This is a genomic window from Pseudanabaena sp. CCNP1317 (assembly GCF_034931345.1).
Lineage (GTDB): Bacteria > Cyanobacteriota > Cyanobacteriia > Pseudanabaenales > Pseudanabaenaceae > Pseudanabaena > Pseudanabaena galeata.
In genome coordinates this window covers 1-20,630 of record NZ_JAYGIF010000030.1, presented here as the reverse complement: position 1 = coordinate 20,630, position 20,630 = coordinate 1, and the positions used below count along the sequence as shown (strand labels likewise).

Annotated in this window: 14 protein-coding genes and 1 tRNA gene; 9 read left to right on the top strand and 6 right to left on the bottom strand. The window is 43.8% G+C overall.

Features of this window, described 5'->3' with window-relative positions:
* The first annotated feature begins 80 nt into the window (after window positions 1–80).
* On the top strand, window positions 81–983 hold the full coding sequence (locus VB775_RS09630) for a LysR family transcriptional regulator (RefSeq protein ID WP_323216748.1): 903 nt from the start codon (window positions 81–83) through the stop codon (window positions 981–983).
* Window positions 984–1,022: 39 nt separating this feature from the next.
* Here the strand turns inward: VB775_RS09630 and VB775_RS09625 are convergent.
* The 3 genes from VB775_RS09625 to malQ form a co-directional block, all read right to left on the bottom strand.
* Window positions 1,023–1,093, bottom strand: a tRNA-Cys gene (locus tag VB775_RS09625).
* Window positions 1,094–1,420: 327 nt separating this feature from the next.
* Window positions 1,421–2,764, bottom strand: a complete 1,344-nt coding sequence (locus tag VB775_RS09620) for a hemolysin family protein (RefSeq protein ID WP_281009045.1) — start codon at window positions 2,762–2,764, stop codon at window positions 1,421–1,423.
* 183 nt (window positions 2,765–2,947) lie between these two features.
* The gene (gene malQ, locus VB775_RS09615) at window positions 2,948–4,477 is read right to left on the bottom strand and encodes a 4-alpha-glucanotransferase (RefSeq protein WP_281009046.1); all 1,530 of its coding nucleotides are present in this window, start codon (window positions 4,475–4,477) and stop codon (window positions 2,948–2,950) included.
* Window positions 4,478–5,412: 935 nt separating this feature from the next.
* Here malQ and VB775_RS09610 point away from each other — a divergent pair.
* Window positions 5,413–6,270 carry a methyltransferase domain-containing protein gene (locus VB775_RS09610; RefSeq protein ID WP_323216747.1) on the top strand — a complete coding sequence of 286 codons (858 nt, stop codon included), beginning with the start codon at window positions 5,413–5,415 and terminating at the stop codon, window positions 6,268–6,270.
* A gap of 113 nt (window positions 6,271–6,383) precedes the next feature.
* On the opposite strand, the gene VB775_RS09605 is transcribed toward VB775_RS09610, so the two are convergent.
* On the bottom strand, window positions 6,384–6,506 hold the full coding sequence (locus VB775_RS09605) for a hypothetical protein (protein WP_281009048.1): 123 nt from the start codon (window positions 6,504–6,506) through the stop codon (window positions 6,384–6,386).
* A gap of 44 nt (window positions 6,507–6,550) precedes the next feature.
* On the opposite strand from VB775_RS09605, the gene gcvT reads away from it, so the two are divergent.
* The 4 genes from gcvT to VB775_RS09585 all read left to right on the top strand — a co-directional run bounded on the left by gcvT (window position 6,551) and on the right by VB775_RS09585 (window position 17,477).
* Complete coding sequence (gene gcvT / locus VB775_RS09600; protein WP_281009049.1) at window positions 6,551–7,639, top strand: glycine cleavage system aminomethyltransferase GcvT; 1,089 nt, start codon at window positions 6,551–6,553, stop codon at window positions 7,637–7,639.
* Between the two features lie 203 nt (window positions 7,640–7,842).
* Window positions 7,843–11,145, top strand: a complete 3,303-nt coding sequence (gene rpoB, locus VB775_RS09595; RefSeq protein ID WP_281009050.1) for a DNA-directed RNA polymerase subunit beta — start codon at window positions 7,843–7,845, stop codon at window positions 11,143–11,145.
* Between the two features lie 229 nt (window positions 11,146–11,374).
* Window positions 11,375–13,411 carry a DNA-directed RNA polymerase subunit gamma gene (rpoC1, locus tag VB775_RS09590; protein WP_281009051.1) on the top strand — a complete coding sequence of 679 codons (2,037 nt, stop codon included), beginning with the start codon at window positions 11,375–11,377 and terminating at the stop codon, window positions 13,409–13,411.
* A gap of 88 nt (window positions 13,412–13,499) precedes the next feature.
* Entirely contained in the window at window positions 13,500–17,477 is a 3,978-nt protein-coding gene (locus tag VB775_RS09585; protein ID WP_281009052.1) for a DNA-directed RNA polymerase subunit beta', read from the top strand.
* A gap of 263 nt (window positions 17,478–17,740) precedes the next feature.
* On the opposite strand, the gene VB775_RS09580 is transcribed toward VB775_RS09585, so the two are convergent.
* Together VB775_RS09580 and VB775_RS09575 are read right to left on the bottom strand one after the other, a co-directional pair.
* Window positions 17,741–18,082 carry a DUF5615 family PIN-like protein gene (locus tag VB775_RS09580; RefSeq protein WP_281009053.1) on the bottom strand — a complete coding sequence of 114 codons (342 nt, stop codon included), beginning with the start codon at window positions 18,080–18,082 and terminating at the stop codon, window positions 17,741–17,743.
* Window positions 18,079–18,312, bottom strand: a complete 234-nt coding sequence (locus tag VB775_RS09575) for a DUF433 domain-containing protein (RefSeq protein WP_169361944.1) — start codon at window positions 18,310–18,312, stop codon at window positions 18,079–18,081. Before VB775_RS09575 ends, VB775_RS09580 begins: the two co-directional genes overlap by 4 nt.
* Before the next feature lie 123 nt (window positions 18,313–18,435).
* On the opposite strand from VB775_RS09575, the gene VB775_RS09570 reads away from it, so the two are divergent.
* From VB775_RS09570 to hemF, 3 genes are all read left to right on the top strand, one after another.
* Entirely contained in the window at window positions 18,436–18,894 is a 459-nt protein-coding gene (locus VB775_RS09570; RefSeq protein WP_281009054.1) for a DUF29 domain-containing protein, read from the top strand.
* 210 nt (window positions 18,895–19,104) lie between these two features.
* Window positions 19,105–19,272: a DUF5615 family PIN-like protein gene (locus VB775_RS26420; RefSeq protein WP_407072978.1), complete on the top strand. Its 168-nt coding sequence runs from the start codon at window positions 19,105–19,107 to the stop codon at window positions 19,270–19,272.
* Window positions 19,273–19,419: 147 nt separating this feature from the next.
* A complete protein-coding gene (gene hemF / locus VB775_RS09565; protein WP_281009055.1) occupies window positions 19,420–20,442 on the top strand; it encodes an oxygen-dependent coproporphyrinogen oxidase in 1,023 nt (340 codons plus the stop codon).
* Window positions 20,443–20,630: the final 188 nt, after the last annotated feature.

The following is a 20,630-nucleotide window of genomic DNA, read 5'->3' as shown; positions in this document are numbered from 1 at the left end:
GTAGTTTTTTCTTCTCGTCTTCTGAAAATTCGATTGTAATCATGAATTAATTTTGGCGGCAGTATTAAATTCTTTAGCCGATTATCCCATTTTCTCAAAGCTCAAGTTCTGACCGTCTAAAGTATAGCTATACCCGTGCAGCCGAGGAGTTATTCCTAACCCAACCCACAGTTTCAATGCAGATTAAACATTTGACAAAGGCGATCGGGATGCCTTTGTTTGAGCAGGTAGGCAAAAAACTTTTTTTAACTCAGGCTGGTCGAGAGTTGTTCACCACTTGCCAAGAGATTTTTGGACGCATATCTCAATTTGAGATGAGTGTTGCCGACATGAAGGGACTAAAACAGGGATATCTCAAGATAACAGTGGTGACAACAGCAAAATATGTGATCCCACGTTTACTGGGCCCATTTTGTCAGCGTTATCCTGGGGTGGAAATATCTCTGAAGGTAACTAACCATAGCGGTATTTTAGAGAGGCTATCTGAGAATAAGGATGATCTATATATTTTGAGTCAAGTTCCCGATGAGCCTGATGTCAAGGCGCACCCATTTCTAGCCAACCCATTAGTTGTCCTAGCAAACCATGATCACCCATTAGCAAATGAAAAAAATATTCCGATTCAAAAGTTAGCTGATGAGCCATTTATCACGAGAGAGTCGGGTTCTGGGACAAGGGGATATGTACAAAGGTTATTTGATGAACACAAAGTTACGCCCAAAGTAAAAATGGAGCTTGCAAGTAATGAGGCAATTAAGCAGGCGATCGCAGGAGGTCTAGGGATCTCAGTTTTGTCGCGCCATACGATCGCCTTAGAAGGGGCTTCAGGACAAATTGCGATTTTAGATGTGGAGAATTTTCCGATCCACTGTCACTGGTATGTTATTCATCTAGCAGGTAAGCAGCTATCGGTAGTTGCTCAGGCTTTTCTGGAGTACTTGCAAACTGAAGGAAAGCAGATTGCGGAAAATACTACATGGTAAAAGAGAGTGAATGCTTTGCATTCACTCTCTTTAAGAAAAAGGCGGCACCCAGATTCGAACTGGGGGTGAGGGTTTTGCAGACCCCTGCCTTACCACTTGGCTATGCCGCCGAACGGATAATGAGTATAACAAACTAATGTAATTAGTTGCAAATTTTTGATTGCTATAGCAATGTAAGTTTTGCTTAGGATATAAAACCTAAAAGATGAGTGGCGGCGCGAAGCGCCGCCACTCATCTTTTAGGTTTTGATTTTTGTCCGAGCTATCTCTTACATTGCTATAGCAGCAATTCTCATTATAAAAACCTTTTTGAAAGCTCTCCGTTGACGGGCTTTCAAAAAACCGCTTCTGGTGTTTACATCGCTGAAGGCGCTTGAAAAAACCAGAAGCAAGATTGAAGCAAGTCAGCCTAAGGCTGACTTGCTTCAATCTTGCTTTTAGGTTCGCTTAGTACTTTTGGGATCTTCGTCTACTGGTGGTAATGGTGGAGAGAGATTAACTAGTACTTTATCTACACGGTTACCATCCATATCAACGACTTCAAAGCGCATTCTTTCCCAAGTAAAGTGTTCGCCAACCATGGGAATATGCCTGAGATAGGTCATCATCAATCCACCGAGGGTGTGGTAATTATGCTCTTTTTCAAAGGGTAGCTCCTCAACTTCGAGGATTTCTTTGAGGCGATCGCTAGAAATCATGCCATCGATCAACCAAGACCCATCTTCTCGCTGCATCGCATCGGGATCACCTTGGCGATCGCTGGATGGCAAGTCACCAACGATCGCTTCGAGCAAATCAGTAAGAGTCACAAGTCCCTCAACACCACCATACTCATCAGTCACCATCGCGACGCGATCGCCAGATTGCTTGAACTGCTCTAATACGCTCAAGGCACTAGCTGTCTCTGCAACATATAAAGGCGGGCTGCTAACTTTAACTAGATCGATCTGCTGCCCCTTAAGACTTGCATTGAGGAATTCTTTGATTTCGACAATGCCGACGCAATCATCGAGGTTTTCTCTGGCTACAGGAAAGCGTGAATGTCCACTCTCCAAAACTTCGCGCTGCGTTTCTTCAAACGGGGCATCGACATCCAGCCAGTCGATTTCAGTACGCGGAGTCATTAGAGATTTGATCGGGCGATCGCCTAAACGAAAAACACGCTCAACCATGTCATGCTCAGCTTCTTCAAACATCCCCGACTCAGCACCCTGAGCAATCATCACCTTAATTTCTTCTTCTGTAACTTGTGATTCTTCAGTTGCCTGAATCCCTAGTAAGCCAAGTAAAGCTTCGGTGGAAATGCTTAGCAAATAGACAACAGGAGTACCAAAATTAGCAAGAAATCGCATTGGCGGGGCAACGGCACAGGCAATCTGCTCGGCATTGCTCATTGCTAAGCGCTTAGGTACAAGCTCACCAACCACCAGAGATAGGTAAGTAATGATACCGACCACAATCGCAAAGCTAAAGGTTTCGCTATAGGGTTGTAGCAGGGGGACAGTATCTAATGATTTTTGCAAGGTTTTTGCCACGGTTGCGCCACCCAATGCACCGCTTAAAATCCCGATTAAGGTGATGCCAATTTGTACAGTTGACAAAAAATTATTAGGTGAGGCGATCAGTCTTAAAGCTGCTCTGGCTTTTGCATTTCCTTCCTTTGCCCATTGCTCTAGGCGCACTCTGCGAGCAGAAACAATCGCTAGCTCGGACATCGAAAAAACACCATTGGCAATAATTAGCAAAATGATGAGTAAAGCTTCAAAAGCGAGGGAAGACATTGTTTTGGGTCAGAACGACTTTATGGGAATCGTTTGTGAAATTTATTAATAGTAGATATATATTCTCATACCAAATTTTGTGTCAAGTTGCTTAAGACTAAAATAAAGGGTTGGAGATTAATGCAAATTTTTAATGGCGCGGCTTAGCCGCGCCATTAAAAATCTAAATCGTACAGATATTTTTTAGCGGCTATACAGTTGGGTAATTTCAAGTAGGAGATCGCTGAGATCTTGATTTAGCAAATCGGGATCGCTATAGCGCCAGCCCCAATTGCCTGTGGCTGTGGCGGGAGTATTCATCCGCGCATTGTTGTCCAAGCCGAGAATATCCTGCAACGGCACGATCGCAATTACCGACACAGCCGCCATCGCCATACGGATTAGCACCCAGTTAATCGGTTCACCTGCGGCAAATCCGACTATATATTTGTAAAATAGTCCCTTTTCGTACTTACTCGCCCTTTGCCACCAACCCACAGCCGTATCATTGTCATGGGTTCCTGTGTAGACAGCACTATTTCGCACATAGTTGTGTGGGAGATGGAAATTGTCAGAGCCGCCGCCAAAGGCAAACATCAAGACGCGCATCCCAGGAAACCCAAAATCATCCCGCAACTTATCAACTTCAGGAGTGATCACACCAAGATCTTCGGCAAGAATTGGTAACTCACCCATTACCTCATTTAGCTTGGTAAATAGTTCTGTCCCAGGAGCAACTTTCCATTCGCCCTTAATTGCGTTTTCTTCACCTGCGGGAACTTGCCAAAAAGCCTCAAAGCCTCGGAAATGATCGATCCGAATAATATCTACATAACGATTTAGAAAGCGAAAGCGATCGATCCACCATGCAAAGTGAGTTTCTTGGAGATATTCCCAGTTATAAACAGGGTTACCCCATAGTTGACCTGTGGCACTGAAATAGTCAGGTGGTACGCCTGCCATCTGCGCGACTTCATAGGTGTCAGGATCGAGGGCAAAGTTTTCGGGATTTGCCCAAACATCAGCACTATTGTGAGATACATAAATGGGAATATCACCAATAATCTGAATGTTTCGCATATTGGCATATTGCTTTAGCTTCAGCCATTGATCAAAAAAGACGAATTGCACAAATCTTTGAAACTCAATTTGCTCGTGTAGTTCTTCGCGCTTTTGTTGCAATGCTTGTGGCTCGCGTCTGGCGATCGCAGGTTCCCAATTATTCCAAAGAACTTTAGGATTTTGTTCATGCAGGGTCATGAATAGCACATAGTCTTCGAGCCAGTCAGCTTCTTCGTAGCAAAACTTTTTGAATTGCTCTTGGAGCAAATATAGATCATGATGATGTTGGAGATCTTGATTAACATAGCCTTGTTGAAATCTCTCAAAAGCAATCTCTAGTAACTTGCGTTTGTATGGCATTACTGCCTCAAAATCAACGCGATTTTGGTCAAAATCAGGAATATCAGCCCAATCCTCTTCCTTGAGTAAATGTTGCTTTGCTAATAGTTCAGGGCTGATCAGATAAGGGCTACCTGCGATCGCGCTAAAGCTCATATAGGGAGAGTTACCATATCCTGTGGGGCCAAGGGGTAGCACTTGCCACAGCTTTTGACCACTACGCGATAAAAACTCAATAAACTGATAAGCCGTCTCTCCTAAATCCCCAATCCCAAATTTGCTGGGTAGTGAGGTTGGATGCAACAAAATTCCACTAGCACGTTGAAAAGCCATAAACACAAAATTTCTAGATCTGGCTTTACTTTACCGCCTTATGAGGAGAAGTTTGTCAATGAAAATACGCTCATTTACAAACTTCTCTAGCTAACAAAGGGCTTAGTTGTAAAACAAAGACTGATTTTTGACCACACGGCGAAGCCGTGTGGTCAAAAATCAGTCTTTGTTTAAGTAGCTCACCATAATTCAAACCTAGAACTATAGCAATGTAAGTTTTGCTTAGGACATAAAACCAAAAAGATGAGTGGCGCGAAGCGCCGCCACTCATCTTTTTGGTTTTGATTTGTCCTATCTATCTCTTGCGTTGCTATAGGAGTTGTCTCGACCTCTACGCGGGCAGGACAGTTTTTTAGGTTTTTAGTTTACTTATGTCTAGCTACTTATCAAAATGTAGAGTTCTTATTTAACGTGAGTTCGATATAGCCATTTGCGGCGTGCAAAGCACGCCGCAAATGGCTATATCGAACTCACGTTTATTTAAAAAGCTGGATTAGATGACAAGCAGATTCTGGCTATAGTTGTGAAGTGAGCGTATCACTGAGTCATTTCTAGTTAGGGGACTCTATCTTGATACATTTATTGAAGAAGAATATCGGGTAGTCCTGCAAAGGGAAGAATTTGCTAAGGAAAGGATTACCGCAAAAAACGAAAGGTAATATCGTGCGGTGCAAAGCACCGCTAATCCTTGAGGGCTAAGGAAATAACACTTCTTTTGATTGGACAGAATCATGATATCCTTACAGAAAGCAACATCTTTCTTGATGCTCTATTCAGCCTTTAGAACCCATTTAAGAATTACTTTCTGCGGTTAAAAGCTCTAAAAGATCCCCCTCAATCCCCCTTAAAAAGGGGGACTGGGGGGATCTAGACAATTCTTAAATGGTTTCTTAGGCATTAGAGTCGTTGTTTGGGTTAGGGCTTAGTAAATGTGTTTGCCAAAACGCAATAATAAGGGTACTGATATGGACAGAATAAAATATGCATTAGGTTTGGTGTTAGCCAAATTATTTCCTAAAAAAGCTGATGAAATCCGCAAAAATTTTACGATTCCTAATTATCATTGGACTAACCTAAAAGTTCCTATTGTTGATAGATTAATTCGGTTTTACCTTGGATACAAAATAAAGAAGCAAGAGGGTAAGATCTCAGATGAGTTGGAATCAATCCATAGAAATTTTTGGAGCAACGCAGACACGTATTTTGCTAACACTAAAAATAGAACAGAAGAAGTACATATACCAGCACATAAGGACATCGTTCAAAGGCTAATCCCTTTATTGGTAGATAAAAACATTCAATCTGTATACGAATTTGGGACTGGAGATGGAAGATGGTTGAATTATCTATCTCAACAATGGACAGTTGTTAAGAAATTTATTGGGATTGATATATCAGAGCGTCAAGTCGAGGACAATAATAGAACGTATGGTCATCTTACATTTGTTAGGTCAGATTTAATTGAATGGACTGAGAAAAACGCAACACACAATACTCTATATCATACCTGTGGTGGAGTTCTTGAGTATTTATCGGAAGAATCAGTTAAACGTCTCATTAAGATATTGAGAAATCAAGCAAAAGATTCGATAATATTTTTTATTGAGCCTCTTTATGGGAATTATGATATTAACAAAGATATTGCTTCAGAAATAATCGGTCAAGAATATTCATACACCCATAATTATATTCACTTGCTAGAATCAGCAGGCTTTGAAATTATAAGTCATGACGAAAAAGAAGTGGGTTATTTGGGGAGAATGCTTATTGTGTTAGCTTATAACAAGGGGTGATTTAGGATTTGCGAAAGTAATATGGCGCATCTGGTTGCATATTTAGAATTACAAAGTTTTGCGCTTAAACCTAAATCAAGAAATATTTTTAAAAGTGTTTCAAAGCAACACTTTTAAAAATATTTCTTGTGGTTTGTTTGAGTGGTAATTGCCGAAATATTCAAAGAGCGATCGCCGATTATGTCGAGTCCATAAGAAATATCTAAAGCGATCGCCACAACAGTAAAGACTTGCATATTAAACTACATATTGTAGTTGTAATAGTTTTTCAAATAAATTTATGGCCAACATTCTCAAACGCACGCCTTTATATGATTTCCATGTTGCTGCTGGTGCGCGATTGGTTGAATTTGGCGGCTGGGAGATGCCTGTCCAATATAAAGGGTTGGTTGCCGAACATCTAGCTGTGCGATCGCAAGTCGGGATGTTTGATGTGTCGCATATGGGCAAATTTGCAATTTCTGGGGAAGGTGTTCTCGAAATCTTGAACAAACTTGTGCCATCTAATTTAGGAAGAGTGAAGGTGGGACAGGCGCTATATACAGTTTTACTCAATGAACAAGCAGGGATTATTGATGATGTGATTTTTTATCGCCATGAACCTGATGGCGATCGCGAAAATTGGACATTAATCGTCAATGCCTCAACCACCGACAAAGATAAAGCATGGTTACAACAACATTTAGGCGATCGCCTGATTGATAACTCGGCTTCACAAACTCTCATTGCAGTTCAAGGCAAAACAGCGATCGCTACTCTCCAAAACATCATTACTGAAGATTTATCCAAACTACCCCGTTTGCGGTTTGGTCATACCCGTACTGAAGTGTTAGGTGTACCAAGCTTCGTAGCACGAACAGGCTACACAGGCGAAGATGGCTGTGAAATCATGACCGATATCGAAACAGGTAAGGCTCTTTGGCAAAAACTTCTCGATCTCGGCGTTGCTCCCTGTGGCTTAGGTTGCCGTGACACCCTGCGACTAGAGGCAGGAATGCATCTTTATGGTCAAGATATGAATGATACGATTACTCCTCTGGAAGCTGATCTGATGTGGATTGTGCATCTCAAAGAGAAAGGTGATTTTATCGGACGCGCGGTTTTAGAAGATCAAAAACTAAATGGAGTCTCTCGCAAATTAATCGGTTTAGAACTAGAAGGGCGCAATATTGCTCGTCACGATTATCCAATTCGATTTGAAGGCGAAACTGTCGGCATTGTCACCAGTGGCACGATGTCACCGACTCTAGGTAAGGCGATCGCTTTCGGCTATGTACCAACACACCTCGCCAAGAATGGGCAAATCCTCCAAGTCCAAATCCGCGATAAAGAGTTTCCTGCCAAAGTAACCAAGCGAAACTTCTTGTAGAATTTTGAGTAAATATAATTTCTGGGTAAACCCAAAAACACAAAGACGGCGCTTCGCGCCGTCTTTGTGTTTTTGGGTTGGCTAAAGATAAAACATCAAAAAGAGCTTGACAATTAGATCGTAGGTAAGCTAGGATAATGTGCTTATGTCTAGAATCAAAACTAGATATATACTCCGCCCACTAAAACTGCAGTCATTAGTGCATGAATAAGCCTACTCTTGTTACTCCTGCCTTCGTTCTACCAGATCTTGTAGAAATCCAGCGGGAGAGTTTTCGATGGTTCCTAGAAGAAGGACTTATTGAAGAGCTTGAGAGTTTCTCACCGATTACAGATTATACGGGCAAAATGGAACTCCATTTCATTGCCAAAGATTATAAACTCAAGCGTCCAAAATATAGTGTTGATGAGTCCAAACGTCGGGATGCCACCTATGCCGTACAGATGTACGTTCCCACGAGGCTTATTAATAAAGAAACAGGAGAAATAAAAGAGCAAGAAGTTTTTATTGGCGATCTGCCCCTGATGACAGATCGTGGAACCTTTATCATCAATGGCGCTGAGCGAGTCATCGTCAATCAGATTGTCCGTAGCCCTGGGGTTTATTACAAACAAGAGATTGACAAGAACGGTCGCCGTACCTACAACGCCAGCCTGATTCCTAACCGAGGTGCATGGCTAAAGTTTGAAACCGACAAGAATGATCTTGTATGGGTACGTATTGACAAAACTCGTAAACTTTCCGCACAGGTATTACTGAAGGCGATCGGCTTAAGTGATGCGGAAATTCTTGATGCGCTGACTCACCGTGAGTATTTCCAGAAAACAATTGATAAAGAAGGTCAGTTCGACGAAGACGAAGCTCTGAAAGAGCTTTATCGCAAGCTCCGTCCAGGTGAGCCTCCTACGGAGTCTGGTGGACGTGAACTATTGCGATCGCGCTTTTTTGACCCCAAACGTTATGACCTCGGAAAGGTTGGACGTTACAAGCTCAATAAGAAATTGCGCTTAAATACCCCTGACACGATGCGGGTACTGACCGAGAAGGACATTCTCACTGCGATCAACTATCTGATTAACCTCAAATTTGATATCGGTGAAATCGACGACATTGACCACTTAGGCAACCGTCGCGTCAGGTCAGTCGGTGAATTGCTACAAAACCAAGTTCGTGTTGGCTTAAACCGTCTAGAGCGGATCATTCGCGAACGAATGACTGTCTCTGATGTTGATGCATTGACCCCTGCATCCTTGGTTAACCCCAAGCCCCTAGTTGCCGCAATCAAAGAATTCTTTGGTTCTAGCCAACTATCTCAGTTCATGGATCAAACCAATCCTCTCGCTGAGTTAACCCACAAGCGTCGTCTTAGCGCCCTTGGTCCTGGTGGTCTGACCCGTGAACGTGCAGGCTTCGCAGTGCGTGATATTCACCCTAGTCACTACGGTCGCATCTGCCCCATTGAAACGCCTGAAGGACCTAACGCTGGTCTGATCGGTTCCTTGGCAACTCACGCTCGTGTGAATCAATACGGCTTCATCGAAACTCCTTATTATGCAGTTGAAAATGGCAAAGTTCACAAGAACGAAGAACCTGTCTACATGACTGCCGATGAAGAAGATGAATTCCGCGTAGCTCCAGGTGACGTAGCTACTAACGATGAAGGTTATATTTTTAACGAAATTGTACCGATTCGCTACCGTCAAGAATGGGGTACAGCAACACCTGAAGAAATTGACTATGTTGCAGTTTCTCCTGTACAGATCATCTCGGTGGCAACATCGCTGATTCCTTTCCTTGAGCATGATGATGCTAACCGCGCCCTGATGGGATCGAACATGCAACGTCAAGCGGTTCCTCTCTTGCGTCCTGAGCGTCCCCTCGTTGGTACTGGACTTGAAGCGCAAGCTGCGCGTGACTCAGGTATGGTAATCGTCTCGCGAGTCACAGGTGAAGTCTCCTATGTCTCTGCCGATGAAATTCGCGTTAAGGCTGATGACACTGGTTTAGAAAGCATCTACCGTCTGCAAAAGTATCAGCGATCAAACCAAGACACCTGCTTAAATCAGCGTCCTCTGGTATGGGTTGGCGATACGGTCGTCGCAGGGCAAGTACTTGCTGACGGCTCGGCAACTGAAGGTGGAGAAATTGCGCTTGGTCAGAACATTCTCGTTGCTTACATGCCTTGGGAAGGCTACAACTACGAAGACGCAATTCTGATTAATGAGCGTCTCGTAATTGATGATGTTTATACCTCGATTCACGTTGAGAAATACGAAATTGAGGCAAGGCAAACTAAGCTAGGACCTGAAGAAATCACTCGCGAAATTCCTAACGTTGGCGAAGATTCTCTGCGTAACCTTGATGAACAGGGCATTATTCGCATTGGCGCTTGGGTAAGTTCTGGTGAAATCCTTGTTGGTAAAGTCACACCTAAGGGTGAATCTGATCAGCCTCCTGAAGAAAAGCTGTTAAGAGCAATTTTCGGTGAAAAGGCTCGTGATGTAAGAGATAACTCTTTGCGCGTACCTAACGGTGAAAAGGGTCGCGTTGTCGATGTGCGCGTATTTACTCGCGAACAAGGCGATGAGCTTCCTCCGGGGGCAAACATGGTCGTTCGTGTCTATGTTGCTCAAAAACGCAAGATCCAAGTCGGCGACAAGATGGCAGGTCGTCACGGTAACAAGGGTATTATTTCGCGGATTTTGCCGAAGGAAGATATGCCTTTCTTGCCCGATGGTACGCCTCTCGACATCGTGTTGAACCCTCTGGGTGTACCTTCTCGGATGAACGTCGGTCAAGTATTTGAATGCTTGCTCGGTTGGGCTGCGGAAAACTTGAATGCTCGTTTTAAGATCGTACCTTTCGATGAAATGTATGGTGAAGAGGCATCTCGTGAATTGGTACATGGTCAGCTAGAACATGCTCGTAACCACACTGGCAAAGACTGGATCTTTAATGATGGCTTCCCAGGTAAATTGACCGTCTATGACGGACGCACTGGTGAACCCTTTGATCAACCTGTGACCGTTGGTAAAGCTTATATGCTGAAACTAGTTCACCTTGTTGATGACAAGATTCACGCTCGTTCAACTGGTCCTTACTCTCTAGTTACCCAGCAACCTCTTGGTGGTAAAGCCCAGCAAGGTGGTCAGCGCTTTGGAGAAATGGAAGTATGGGCGCTGGAAGCTTTTGGTGCAGCCTATATTCTCCAAGAACTGCTCACAGTTAAGTCTGACGATATGACTGGACGTAACGAAGCGCTGAATGCGATCGTGAAAGGTCATGCAATTCCTCGTCCTGGTACGCCTGAATCATTCAAGGTATTGGTACGCGAACTTCAGTCGCTATGTTTGGATGTATCAGTTCACAAACTCTCTGAGGATGGCAGTAACCAAGATACAGAAGTAGATCTGATGGTGGATACTGGTTCCCGTCGCACCCCAAATCGTCCAACCTATGAATCTGTCTACCGAGGCGATATCAACTTTGATGAGGACGATGATTAATAATTAGCTGTTAGCAGTTGGCTATTAGCTGTTAGCTTTTGGAATATCCAAGCTAAACGCTAATAGCTAAGTGCTAAACCCTAATAGCTAACTAAATCTTGTTGCTGCAATTCAGCGATTTTCTACGCAATGCTATCTAGCGCAATTCAATCATAAAAAAGCTAAAAGCTAACCGCTAATGGCTAACAGCTTTCAACCTAAAGAACTTAATTTAAGGACGTTGTAACGTATGGCGAAAGTGGAACAGCGATTTGACTATGTCAAGATTGGCTTGGCATCACCCGATCGCATTCGTAAGTGGGGCGAGAGAGTTTTACCAAATGGCAGTTTGGTTGGCGAAGTCACAAAACCTGAAACAATTAACTACCGCACACTGAAGCCAGAAATGGATGGCTTGTTCTGTGAGCGGATTTTTGGTCCTGCTAAGGACTGGGAATGTCATTGCGGCAAGTATAAGCGTGTGCGCCATCGTGGCATCGTTTGCGAGCGTTGCGGCGTAGAAGTCACGGAGTCAAGAGTACGCCGTCACCGTATGGGCTTCATCAAGTTAGCGGCTTCAGTTACCCATGTATGGTATCTCAAGGGTATTCCCAGTTATATGGCGACTTTGCTGGATATTCCTCTACGTGATGTCGAGCAAATTGTTTACTTTAATGCCTACGTTGTCCTTAATCCCGGAATTCAGTCTGAGGTTGATGGTGTAATTGTTTCCGTCAATAGCCGTGAGATCCGTATTCGTGGCGTTGATGGTATTGAAAGAGCTTATCATTTGCATCCAAAACATGTTTCTTCTGTGACGGAAGGAAAGGTTGTTGAAGCTGGAGAGGCGATCGCTAGTGCCTACAATCTCTCATACAAGCAACTGCTTTCTGAGGATCAATGGATTGATCTAGAAGATCAAATCTATGCTGAAGATCCAGTCCTAGACGGTATTGAAGTTGGTATTGGTGCTGAAGCAATTAAGCAATTATTGCAAAATATCAATCTTGAAAAGGAAGCTGAGCGTCTTCGCACGGATATTGAAAATTCCAAAGGTCAAAAACGCGCCAAATTAATCAAGCGTTTGCGGGTAGTTGATAACTTTGTGGCGACTGGCTCTAAGCCAGACTGGATGGTGTTGGATGTCATTCCTGTAATTCCTCCCGATTTGCGTCCGATGGTACAGCTTGATGGTGGGCGCTTTGCTACCAGCGACTTGAATGATCTCTATCGTCGGGTGATCAACCGTAACAACCGTTTAGCAAGGTTACAAGAAATCCTTGCACCTGAGATTATCGTCCGTAACGAAAAACGGATGTTGCAAGAAGCTGTTGATGCGCTCATCGATAACGGTCGTCGTGGACGGACAGTAGTTGGCGCAAACAATCGCCCACTGAAGTCTCTCTCAGACATTATCGAAGGTAAGCAAGGTCGTTTCCGTCAAAACTTACTCGGTAAACGGGTTGACTACTCTGGTCGTTCAGTCATCGTCGTTGGTCCTAACCTCAAGATTCACCAATGTGGTCTGCCTAAGGAAATGGCGATCGAGCTGTTCCAGCCCTTTGTAATTCATCGCCTGATCAAAACAGGTTTAGTGAATAACATTAAAGCTGCCAAGAAACTGATTCAGCGTAATGATCCAGCCGTTTGGGACGTACTAGAGGATGTGATCCGTGAACACCCCGTGATGCTCAACCGCGCTCCAACGTTGCACAGATTGGGTATTCAAGCCTTTGAACCTTTGCTAGTGAGTGGTCGTGCAATTCAATTGCATCCCCTCGTTTGTCCAGCCTTTAACGCTGACTTTGACGGTGACCAAATGGCGGTTCACGTACCTCTATCGATTGAAGCGCAAGCAGAAGCACGCTTGTTGATGTTGGCTTCTAACAACATTCTCTCGCCTGCAACAGGTCGTCCGATCGTTACACCTAGCCAAGATATGGTTTTGGGCTGTTACTATCTCACCACCGAAAATCCCTATAAGCAGAAAGGTGAAGGACGTTACTTTGCTAACTTCAACGATGTCGTGATGGCATACGAACAAGGTGAAATTGACATTCATGCCAATGTTTGGGTGCGTTTCGAGGGAATCGTGGAAGGTCAAGGTGCAGTCAAGGAAAATGAGGAGCCTAAAGTTACGGTTCTCGAAGATGGCACAAAGGTCAAGGAATACGATTTCCGACGGACTCGTGAAGATGCTGAAGGTGGCTTGATTTCGCAGTACATCAAAACTACTCCTGGGCGCGTAATTTTCAATCAGGCAATTTATGCGTCTCTAGCTATCTAAATGTTATGAATAGCCTTGCTCTGCGTGGCTATTCATAATCATAAAATTTCGATTAATTACTCAAAAGATTATTTAATAGCTTAATACCATGGCAGATTTCACGACTAGCAACACGGATTCGCCTGAAGAAAAGAAGCCTCAGCGCTTTATCAATAGCACCATCGATAAGGGGCAGTTGAAGAAGTTAATTGCTTGGGCTTTTACGCATTATGGAACAACTAGCGCCGCCAATGTTGCTGACCAATTAAAAGCACTAGGCTTTCGCTATGCAACTCAGGCTGGCGTATCAATTAGTATCGACGATTTACAAGTTCCTGCTAGTAAGAAAGCTTTGCTAGCGGCGGCTGAGCAAGAAATCGAAGAAACCGAAAGCCGTTATACAAGGGGCGAAATTACCGAGGTCGAACGTTTCCAAAAGGTAATTGATACATGGAACGTGGCTAATGAGAACCTCAAGGATGAGGTGGTGAAAAACTTTAAGAGCAATAACCCTCTTAACTCGGTATACATGATGGCGTTCTCTGGAGCGCGTGGTAACATCTCGCAGGTGCGTCAGCTAGTCGGTATGCGTGGTTTGATGGCTGATCCGCAAGGGGAAATTATCGATTTACCGATTAAGACGAATTTCCGTGAAGGGCTGACAGTTACCGAATATATTATTTCCTCCTACGGTGCGCGTAAAGGACTCGTAGATACAGCGTTACGCACGGCTGACTCTGGATATCTTACCCGTCGTCTTGTTGACGTATCGCAGGATGTGATCGTTCGTGAGAATGACTGTGGTACGACTCGCGGCATTAAGCTCAAAGCGATGCGCGATGGGGAAAAGACCTTAATCAAGTTGTCCGATCGCCTATTTGGTCGGGTGGCAGCCGAGGATATTGTCGATCCTAATACGGGCGAAGTGATCGTCATGCGTAATCAAGAGATTTCGGAAGATTTATCCTTGGCAGCACAAAAGGCTGGAGTCGAAGAAGTTTGTGTGCGCTCCGCCTTTACTTGCGAATCGACGCGATCGGTTTGTCAGATGTGCTATGGCTGGAGCTTGGCTCATGCTGAGTTGGTAGATATTGGCGAAGCAGTAGGTATCATCGCCGCCCAGTCCATCGGTGAACCAGGTACACAGCTAACTATGCGTACTTTCCACACAGGTGGTGTATTTACTGGGGAAGTTGCTGAACAACAACGCGCTCCCTACGATGGCACAATCAAGTACAACAAAAAGCTGAAAGTCCGCCCCATGCGTACTCGTCACGGTGAAGACGCATTCATTGTGGAATCCAATGGTGACTTTACCCTAGAAAGTTCTGAAGGTAAGAAAGTCTATGCGATTACCCAAGGTTCGACATTGTTGATGCGTGATGGACAGAAAGTATCTCAAAATCAACTGATGGCTGAGGTATCCATCACAGGTAAAACTTCTCGCAAAACCACAGAAAAGGCGACAAAAGCGCTGAATACTGGTTTGGCAGGTGAAGTATTATTCTCGGATCTGGCGATCGAAGAGAAAAAAGACCGTCAAGGTAACACCAGCTACGTCGCTCGTGGTGAAAAAGGACGGGTTTGGGTCTTGGCTGGTGAAGTCTATGACTTGCCTCCAACGGCTGAGCCAACTGTGAAAAATGAAACCTATGTCACAGAAGGTGATGTCCTTGCGGAAACTCGCTTGATTACAGAGCATGGCGGTGTCGTACGTTTGAGTGAGGAAGATAGTCGCCATAACCGCGAAGTCGAAATTATTACGGCTTCGGTAGTATTGGATCAGGCGATCGTTAAAGAAGAAAGCTATCAAGGTCGTGAGCATTATGTTCTGGAAACTCAAGGTGGTCAAAGCTTCTCGCTCAAGGCTTCTCCCGGTTCCAAACTGATCAATAATCAAGTCGTTGCCGAACTGATTGATGATACTTACCAAACTAAGAGTGGCGGTATTATCAAGTTCGCAGGTGTGGAAGTTGCTAAGCGCAGTAAGGGCAAGCAGGGTTATGAAGTCGTCAAGGGTGGCACTTTGCTCTGGGTTCCTGAAGAAACCCATGAAGTGAATAAGGATGCTTCCCTATTGATGGTGGAAGAGAATCAGTTCATTGAGGCTGGGACAGAAGTTGTTAAGGATATCTTCAGTCAAACCGCAGGGGTGGTGGAAGTATTCCAAAAGAATGACATTCTGCGCGAAATTGTGATCAAACCAGGTGATTTACATCTTGTTGATGATCCACAAACTGCCATGCAAAAGAATGGCACTTTAGCTCAACCAGGCACGGAAATTATGCCAGGATTGACTTCCCCAGAACTGCGCTATGTGGAATATCTGGACTCGACGGAAGGTCCTGCCTTGCTATTACGTCCCGTGGAGGAATATCAAGTTCCTGATGTGCCAACGGTTCCTAGCCAAGAATCGGTCAACCAAGAAGGTCGTTCGATTGGATTACGGGCTGTTCAGCGTATCCCTTACAAGGACGGCGATCGCGTCAAGGCGATCGATAGCGTGGAGCTACTCAAGACTCAACTATTACTAGAAGTTGACACCGATGCCCCTCAATTGGCTGCGGACATTGAGTTTATTCCTAATGACAGCGATCCAGGTAGCTTGCGTTTGCAATTGGTAATTCTCGAATCCTTAGTGATTCGTCAAGATAACTCTGGCGACCCCGCTCACACCAACTCACGCACTCGTTTGCTAGTAAATGATGGCGATCGCATTGATCCAGGTGCAGTTGTTGCTCGCACGGAAATTCTCTGTAAGCGGCCTGGTCAAATTCGTGGTATTCGTCAAGGGGCAGAAGTAGTTCGTCGTTTACTGGTTGTTACCGAAGCAGATTGCATCACCACACCTTGCCCTAATCCCACGGTGCAGGCTGGAGATCTTTTGCGATCGGGTGATGAAATAGGTGAGGGCGTGATTACCGAAGAGTCGGGACAAGTTCTCAAGGTAGAAGATGGCTCCGTCGTATTTCGGATTGGTCGTCCTTATCTGGTATCCCCTGGTGCATTGTTGCAAATCCATGATGCTGACCTTGTGCAACGTGGTGACAACATTGCCCTGCTAGTATTTGAACGAGCCAAAACTGGAGATATTATTCAAGGTTTGCCTCGGATTGAGGAACTCCTCGAAGCACGTAAGCCAAAGGAAATGTGTGTACTTGCGCGGACAACAGGCACTGCCCAAGTCACCTACGACTCAGACGATAATCCTGAAGTGAAGATTCTTGGCGATGATGGCGTTCTTGATGATGATTATTCATTCAATGCGGGTCAGAGTGTGATTATCTCCGATGGTCAGAAGCTTTTGGCTGGTGAAGCACTCACCGATGGTCCCGCCAATCCCCATGATATTCTCGATATCTATTTCCATGCTTACAAGGAATCTCTGGGTGTCAGACAAGCTGCCCTCATTGGATTACAAAAGGTACAAGAGTTCTTGATGAACGAAGTCCAATCTGTATACCAATCTCAAGGTGTAGACATTTCCGATAAGCACATTGAAGTAATCGTTAAACAGATGACTTCTAAGGTACGCATCGAGGACGGTGGTGATACAACTCGTCTCCCTGGGGAACTAGTAGAACTCCATCAAGTTGAACAAATCAACGAAGCGATGGAAATTACAGGTGGCGCTCCTGCGGACTATACGCCTGTGTTGATGGGTATTACCAAGGCTAGTTTGAATACCGATAGCTTTATCTCGGCGGCGAGTTTCCAAGAGACGACTCGTGTTCTTACGGAAGCAGCGATCGAAGGTAAGTCTGACTGGTTGCGTGGCTTGAAGGAGAACGTCATTATCGGTCGTTTGATTCCTGCTGGTACGGGCTTTAATGCTTATGACACGCCTATCGTGGATGTCGATAATGGCTATGAGCCAGATCTCGGCTATGACGAAGAAGCGGATGATGTAATCATTGATGACAATACTGCACGTAATTATCAAATCATTGAGCCTCGAATCGAGCCAATCCGAGTTGTCGATAAGCCTCGCAGTCGTCGTAGCTTTGACGATGAGCTAGTGGATGATGATGTGGAGTTTGATGATGACGATGAGGAAGATGATGATGATTTTGAGGATGAAGACTAAATAAAAAGAAGGGTTCGCAATGCGAACCCTTCTTTTTTGGCGTTGCATATATTCATAGTGATCAAGGAAAAATAGGGAAGGATTTTTAATTTGTACATATTGTGTTGTCTTTGCTAGTGCAGTTTTGGGAACAGTTATCTTCTCCAGAATAAGGTGATGTAGTTGTTTAGGGGAATGTAGGACAACCTTAAACCAGACATATAAAAGTAGGTGTTAACGGTGATTTGAGTGCAAAGATTTTATCCATGTTAAAGATATCTAAATCACGAATTATTACTAATTTCTACAATAACTTCCCCTTGTTCCAATTGACTTAATGCCTCAGCCAAAGTAGCAGTGAGAAGTCGCTGCAAATTACGATTGGAGACATTGCCACAAGTCAGCCATAAAATTCGAGGAGGCGATCCCAATCGACAGACCAAATCAATAAAATCGCTATCCTTCGTCATAATCACCACATTAGCAAATCTTGCCGCCTCAAAGATTTCGATATCCTTCGCATCTCGTAGTGAGAGATACTTCAAAGACATAGCCTCAACATCAAAATTACTATTTATCCAATTTGCCAAAGCTGGAGGCAACTGAGCATCAATCCAAATAATCATGCAGTAAGTCTAGGGAAATCAGTACGCCGCGCCGCAAAGACTAAACAAGCTTGAATATCAGCAAGCTCTAAATCAGGAAAATCTTCTAGAATTTCAGTAATGCTTACATTTTCCGATAGCATTTCCAAAATATCCGTCACCCGAATTCGCATCCCACGAATACAAGGACGACCACCACATTGCCCAGCAATTTGGGTGATACGATTTAGTAGACTATGTTTTAAGTTCATAAGTTTTTCTTTGAGCTTATCTACTTTAATCTTAACGCCAGTTAAAAATATTTGATGCGATCAAGTAATTGCAAAAAAATTCTCAATATCGATCATAGAAATATTGTCAAATGAGCAACCACAATGACAGTCATAAATGCAAAACTCTCTTTGAAGACAGTCTACGAACAAGACTACCTAATGTGGTTAGAAATGACTAGCGAACAACTCCGCACAGGGCAACTAGAAAACTTAGATATTGAGAACCTTTTAGAAGAAATAGAAGCAATGGCGCGAAAAGAAAAAGTTGCTTTAGAAAGTAATTTAGAAATCTTATTGATGCATTTACTCAAATATCAATATCAAGTCAATAAACGTACTTCGAGCTGGCGATATACTATTGACGAACACCGTAGCCGCATTATTAAAGCCCTAAAAGTAAGCCCTAGCCTAAAACCATACTTAAAACAAGTCTTTGAGGACTGTTATCAAGAAGGTCGAAGAAAAACCGCTATTGAAACAGGATTAAATATATCTACTTTCCCAATGCGATCGCCTTTTAGCCAAGAAGAGACTTTAAATCCTGATTTTTTACCTGAATAAGCCAAATTTTTGCCATTGACTCAGACTTTTTGTTCTATTCGGATATGCAGCTTGGGCAGTCTCAGATCAAACTCACGATGTTCTTGCGTGAAAAATATCCGTTTACTTGCAGATGCTCATATAGCGCTCCTAAATGAGTTGTAAGATCTTGAGTGTTGTGAGAGTGCGCCCCGAAGGGGCGCACTCTCACAACCTATTTAGGATTGCTATATCTCACCCAAAACAGTTGGAGATCTACAAAAACAAGGCTATGAAATTATTCGTAGCTCAGAAGTTTTACCCGCCAACGCCCCAGACATCAATATTTTAGAATTTGCTAGAACCGAAAACTGGGTTGTATTGACTCAAGATCTAGACTTCTCAATGATTGCTATATAGGTTCGCGATCGCAATAAATTACTACACAATGCTTTACATTTCACCTAGGTATCACAGACTAAATGTAGAGTATTTATTAGTGATAAACGCTTATAAAAAATCCTAAGTCCAATCCCTGAAACATTAGTAAGTATAAAGATAACGATTATGACTATCGCCCCTGTAGCTCCTAGGAAAGTTTTACTTAAAGTTCCTGTTGATTCTAAAACTCGTGTGAAACAGTTCATGCAATCTTTACAAGACAGCATTTGTCAAGGTTTAGAGGAATTAGATGGCAAAGCCAAGTTTAAACAGGATCAGTGGGAACGTCCTGAAGGTGGTGGCGGGCGATCTCGTGTAATTACCGATGGTGACTATTTTGATAAGGGTGGTGTAAATTTTTCTGAGGTCTATGGCTCCCAGTTACCCCCAGCCATTTTGCGCCATCATCCAGAAGTTGCAGGCGAAACTTTCTATGCAACTGGTACTTCGATGGTGCTGCATCCTAAAAATCCTTATGCACCAACAGTACACCTGAACTATCGCTATTTTGAAGCAGGTCCAATCTGGTGGTTTGGTGGCGGACTTGACCTCACCCCTTACTATGGCTTTGCTGAAGATGCTAAGCATTTGCACAATACCCTTAAAGATGCTTGCGATCGCCACAATCCTCATTACTATCCTGTGTTCAAGCAATGGTGTGATGATTACTTCTTCCTTAAGCATCGCGGTGAGACTCGCGGCGTAGGCGGTATTTTCTTTGACTACCAAAATGGCGAAGATGGACTTTACAAAAATAGTAATGACTCCACAACTGCTCAAGTCATGAGTGACGAGATCGGTGATGTCCCTCGCACTTGGGAAGAGATTTTTGCCTTTGTTAATAGCTGCGGTAATTCTTTCTTACCTGCCTATACGCCGATCGCCAATCGTCGTCGCAATATGGAATATGGCGATCGCGAAAAGCAATGGCAACTCTACCGTCGTGGACGCTATGTAGAATTTAACCTTGTCTATGATCGCGGCACAATTTTTGGCTTGCAAACCAATGGACGTACTGAATCAATCCTGATGTCACTTCCTCCTCTTGTTCGTTGGGATTACGACTATCATCCAGAGCCTAATACCCCTGAAGCTGAACTGCACACAACTTTCTTGAAACCCCAAGACTGGGTTAATTGGCAAGCTTAACAAAAAAAGCACCCTGCAAGGGGTGCTTTTTTATTAGACTCACAAGATTTGCTCAAGAGTTAAAACCGCCAATTCAAGGATGAAATGCAACACCTAGAGATCTTTGCGTAAAGGGACTCATAAGGATATTCTGATATTAATCACAATAATTAGGATACCCTCATGAGCTTTGTCCATCTTACCACCAC

Bases quoted from the DNA above. Each gene is read 5' to 3' on its own strand.
- VB775_RS09620 (WP_281009045.1), bottom strand. From the start codon at position 2,764: ATGTCTTCCCTCGCTTTTGAAGCTTTACTCATCATTTTGCTAATTATT.
- malQ (WP_281009046.1), bottom strand. From the start codon at position 4,477: ATGGCTTTTCAACGTGCTAGTGGAATTTTGTTGCATCCAACCTCACTA.
- VB775_RS09605 (WP_281009048.1), bottom strand. From the start codon at position 6,506: ATGCAAGTCTTTACTGTTGTGGCGATCGCTTTAGATATTTCTTATGGA.
- gcvT (WP_281009049.1), top strand. From the start codon at position 6,551: ATGGCCAACATTCTCAAACGCACGCCTTTATATGATTTCCATGTTGCT.
- rpoB (WP_281009050.1), top strand. From the start codon at position 7,843: ATGAATAAGCCTACTCTTGTTACTCCTGCCTTCGTTCTACCAGATCTT.
- rpoC1 (WP_281009051.1), top strand. From the start codon at position 11,375: ATGGCGAAAGTGGAACAGCGATTTGACTATGTCAAGATTGGCTTGGCA.
- VB775_RS09585 (WP_281009052.1), top strand. From the start codon at position 13,500: ATGGCAGATTTCACGACTAGCAACACGGATTCGCCTGAAGAAAAGAAG.
- VB775_RS09580 (WP_281009053.1), bottom strand. From the start codon at position 18,082: ATGATTATTTGGATTGATGCTCAGTTGCCTCCAGCTTTGGCAAATTGG.
- VB775_RS09575 (WP_169361944.1), bottom strand. From the start codon at position 18,312: ATGAACTTAAAACATAGTCTACTAAATCGTATCACCCAAATTGCTGGG.
- VB775_RS09570 (WP_281009054.1), top strand. From the start codon at position 18,436: ATGACAGTCATAAATGCAAAACTCTCTTTGAAGACAGTCTACGAACAA.
- hemF (WP_281009055.1), top strand. From the start codon at position 19,420: ATGACTATCGCCCCTGTAGCTCCTAGGAAAGTTTTACTTAAAGTTCCT.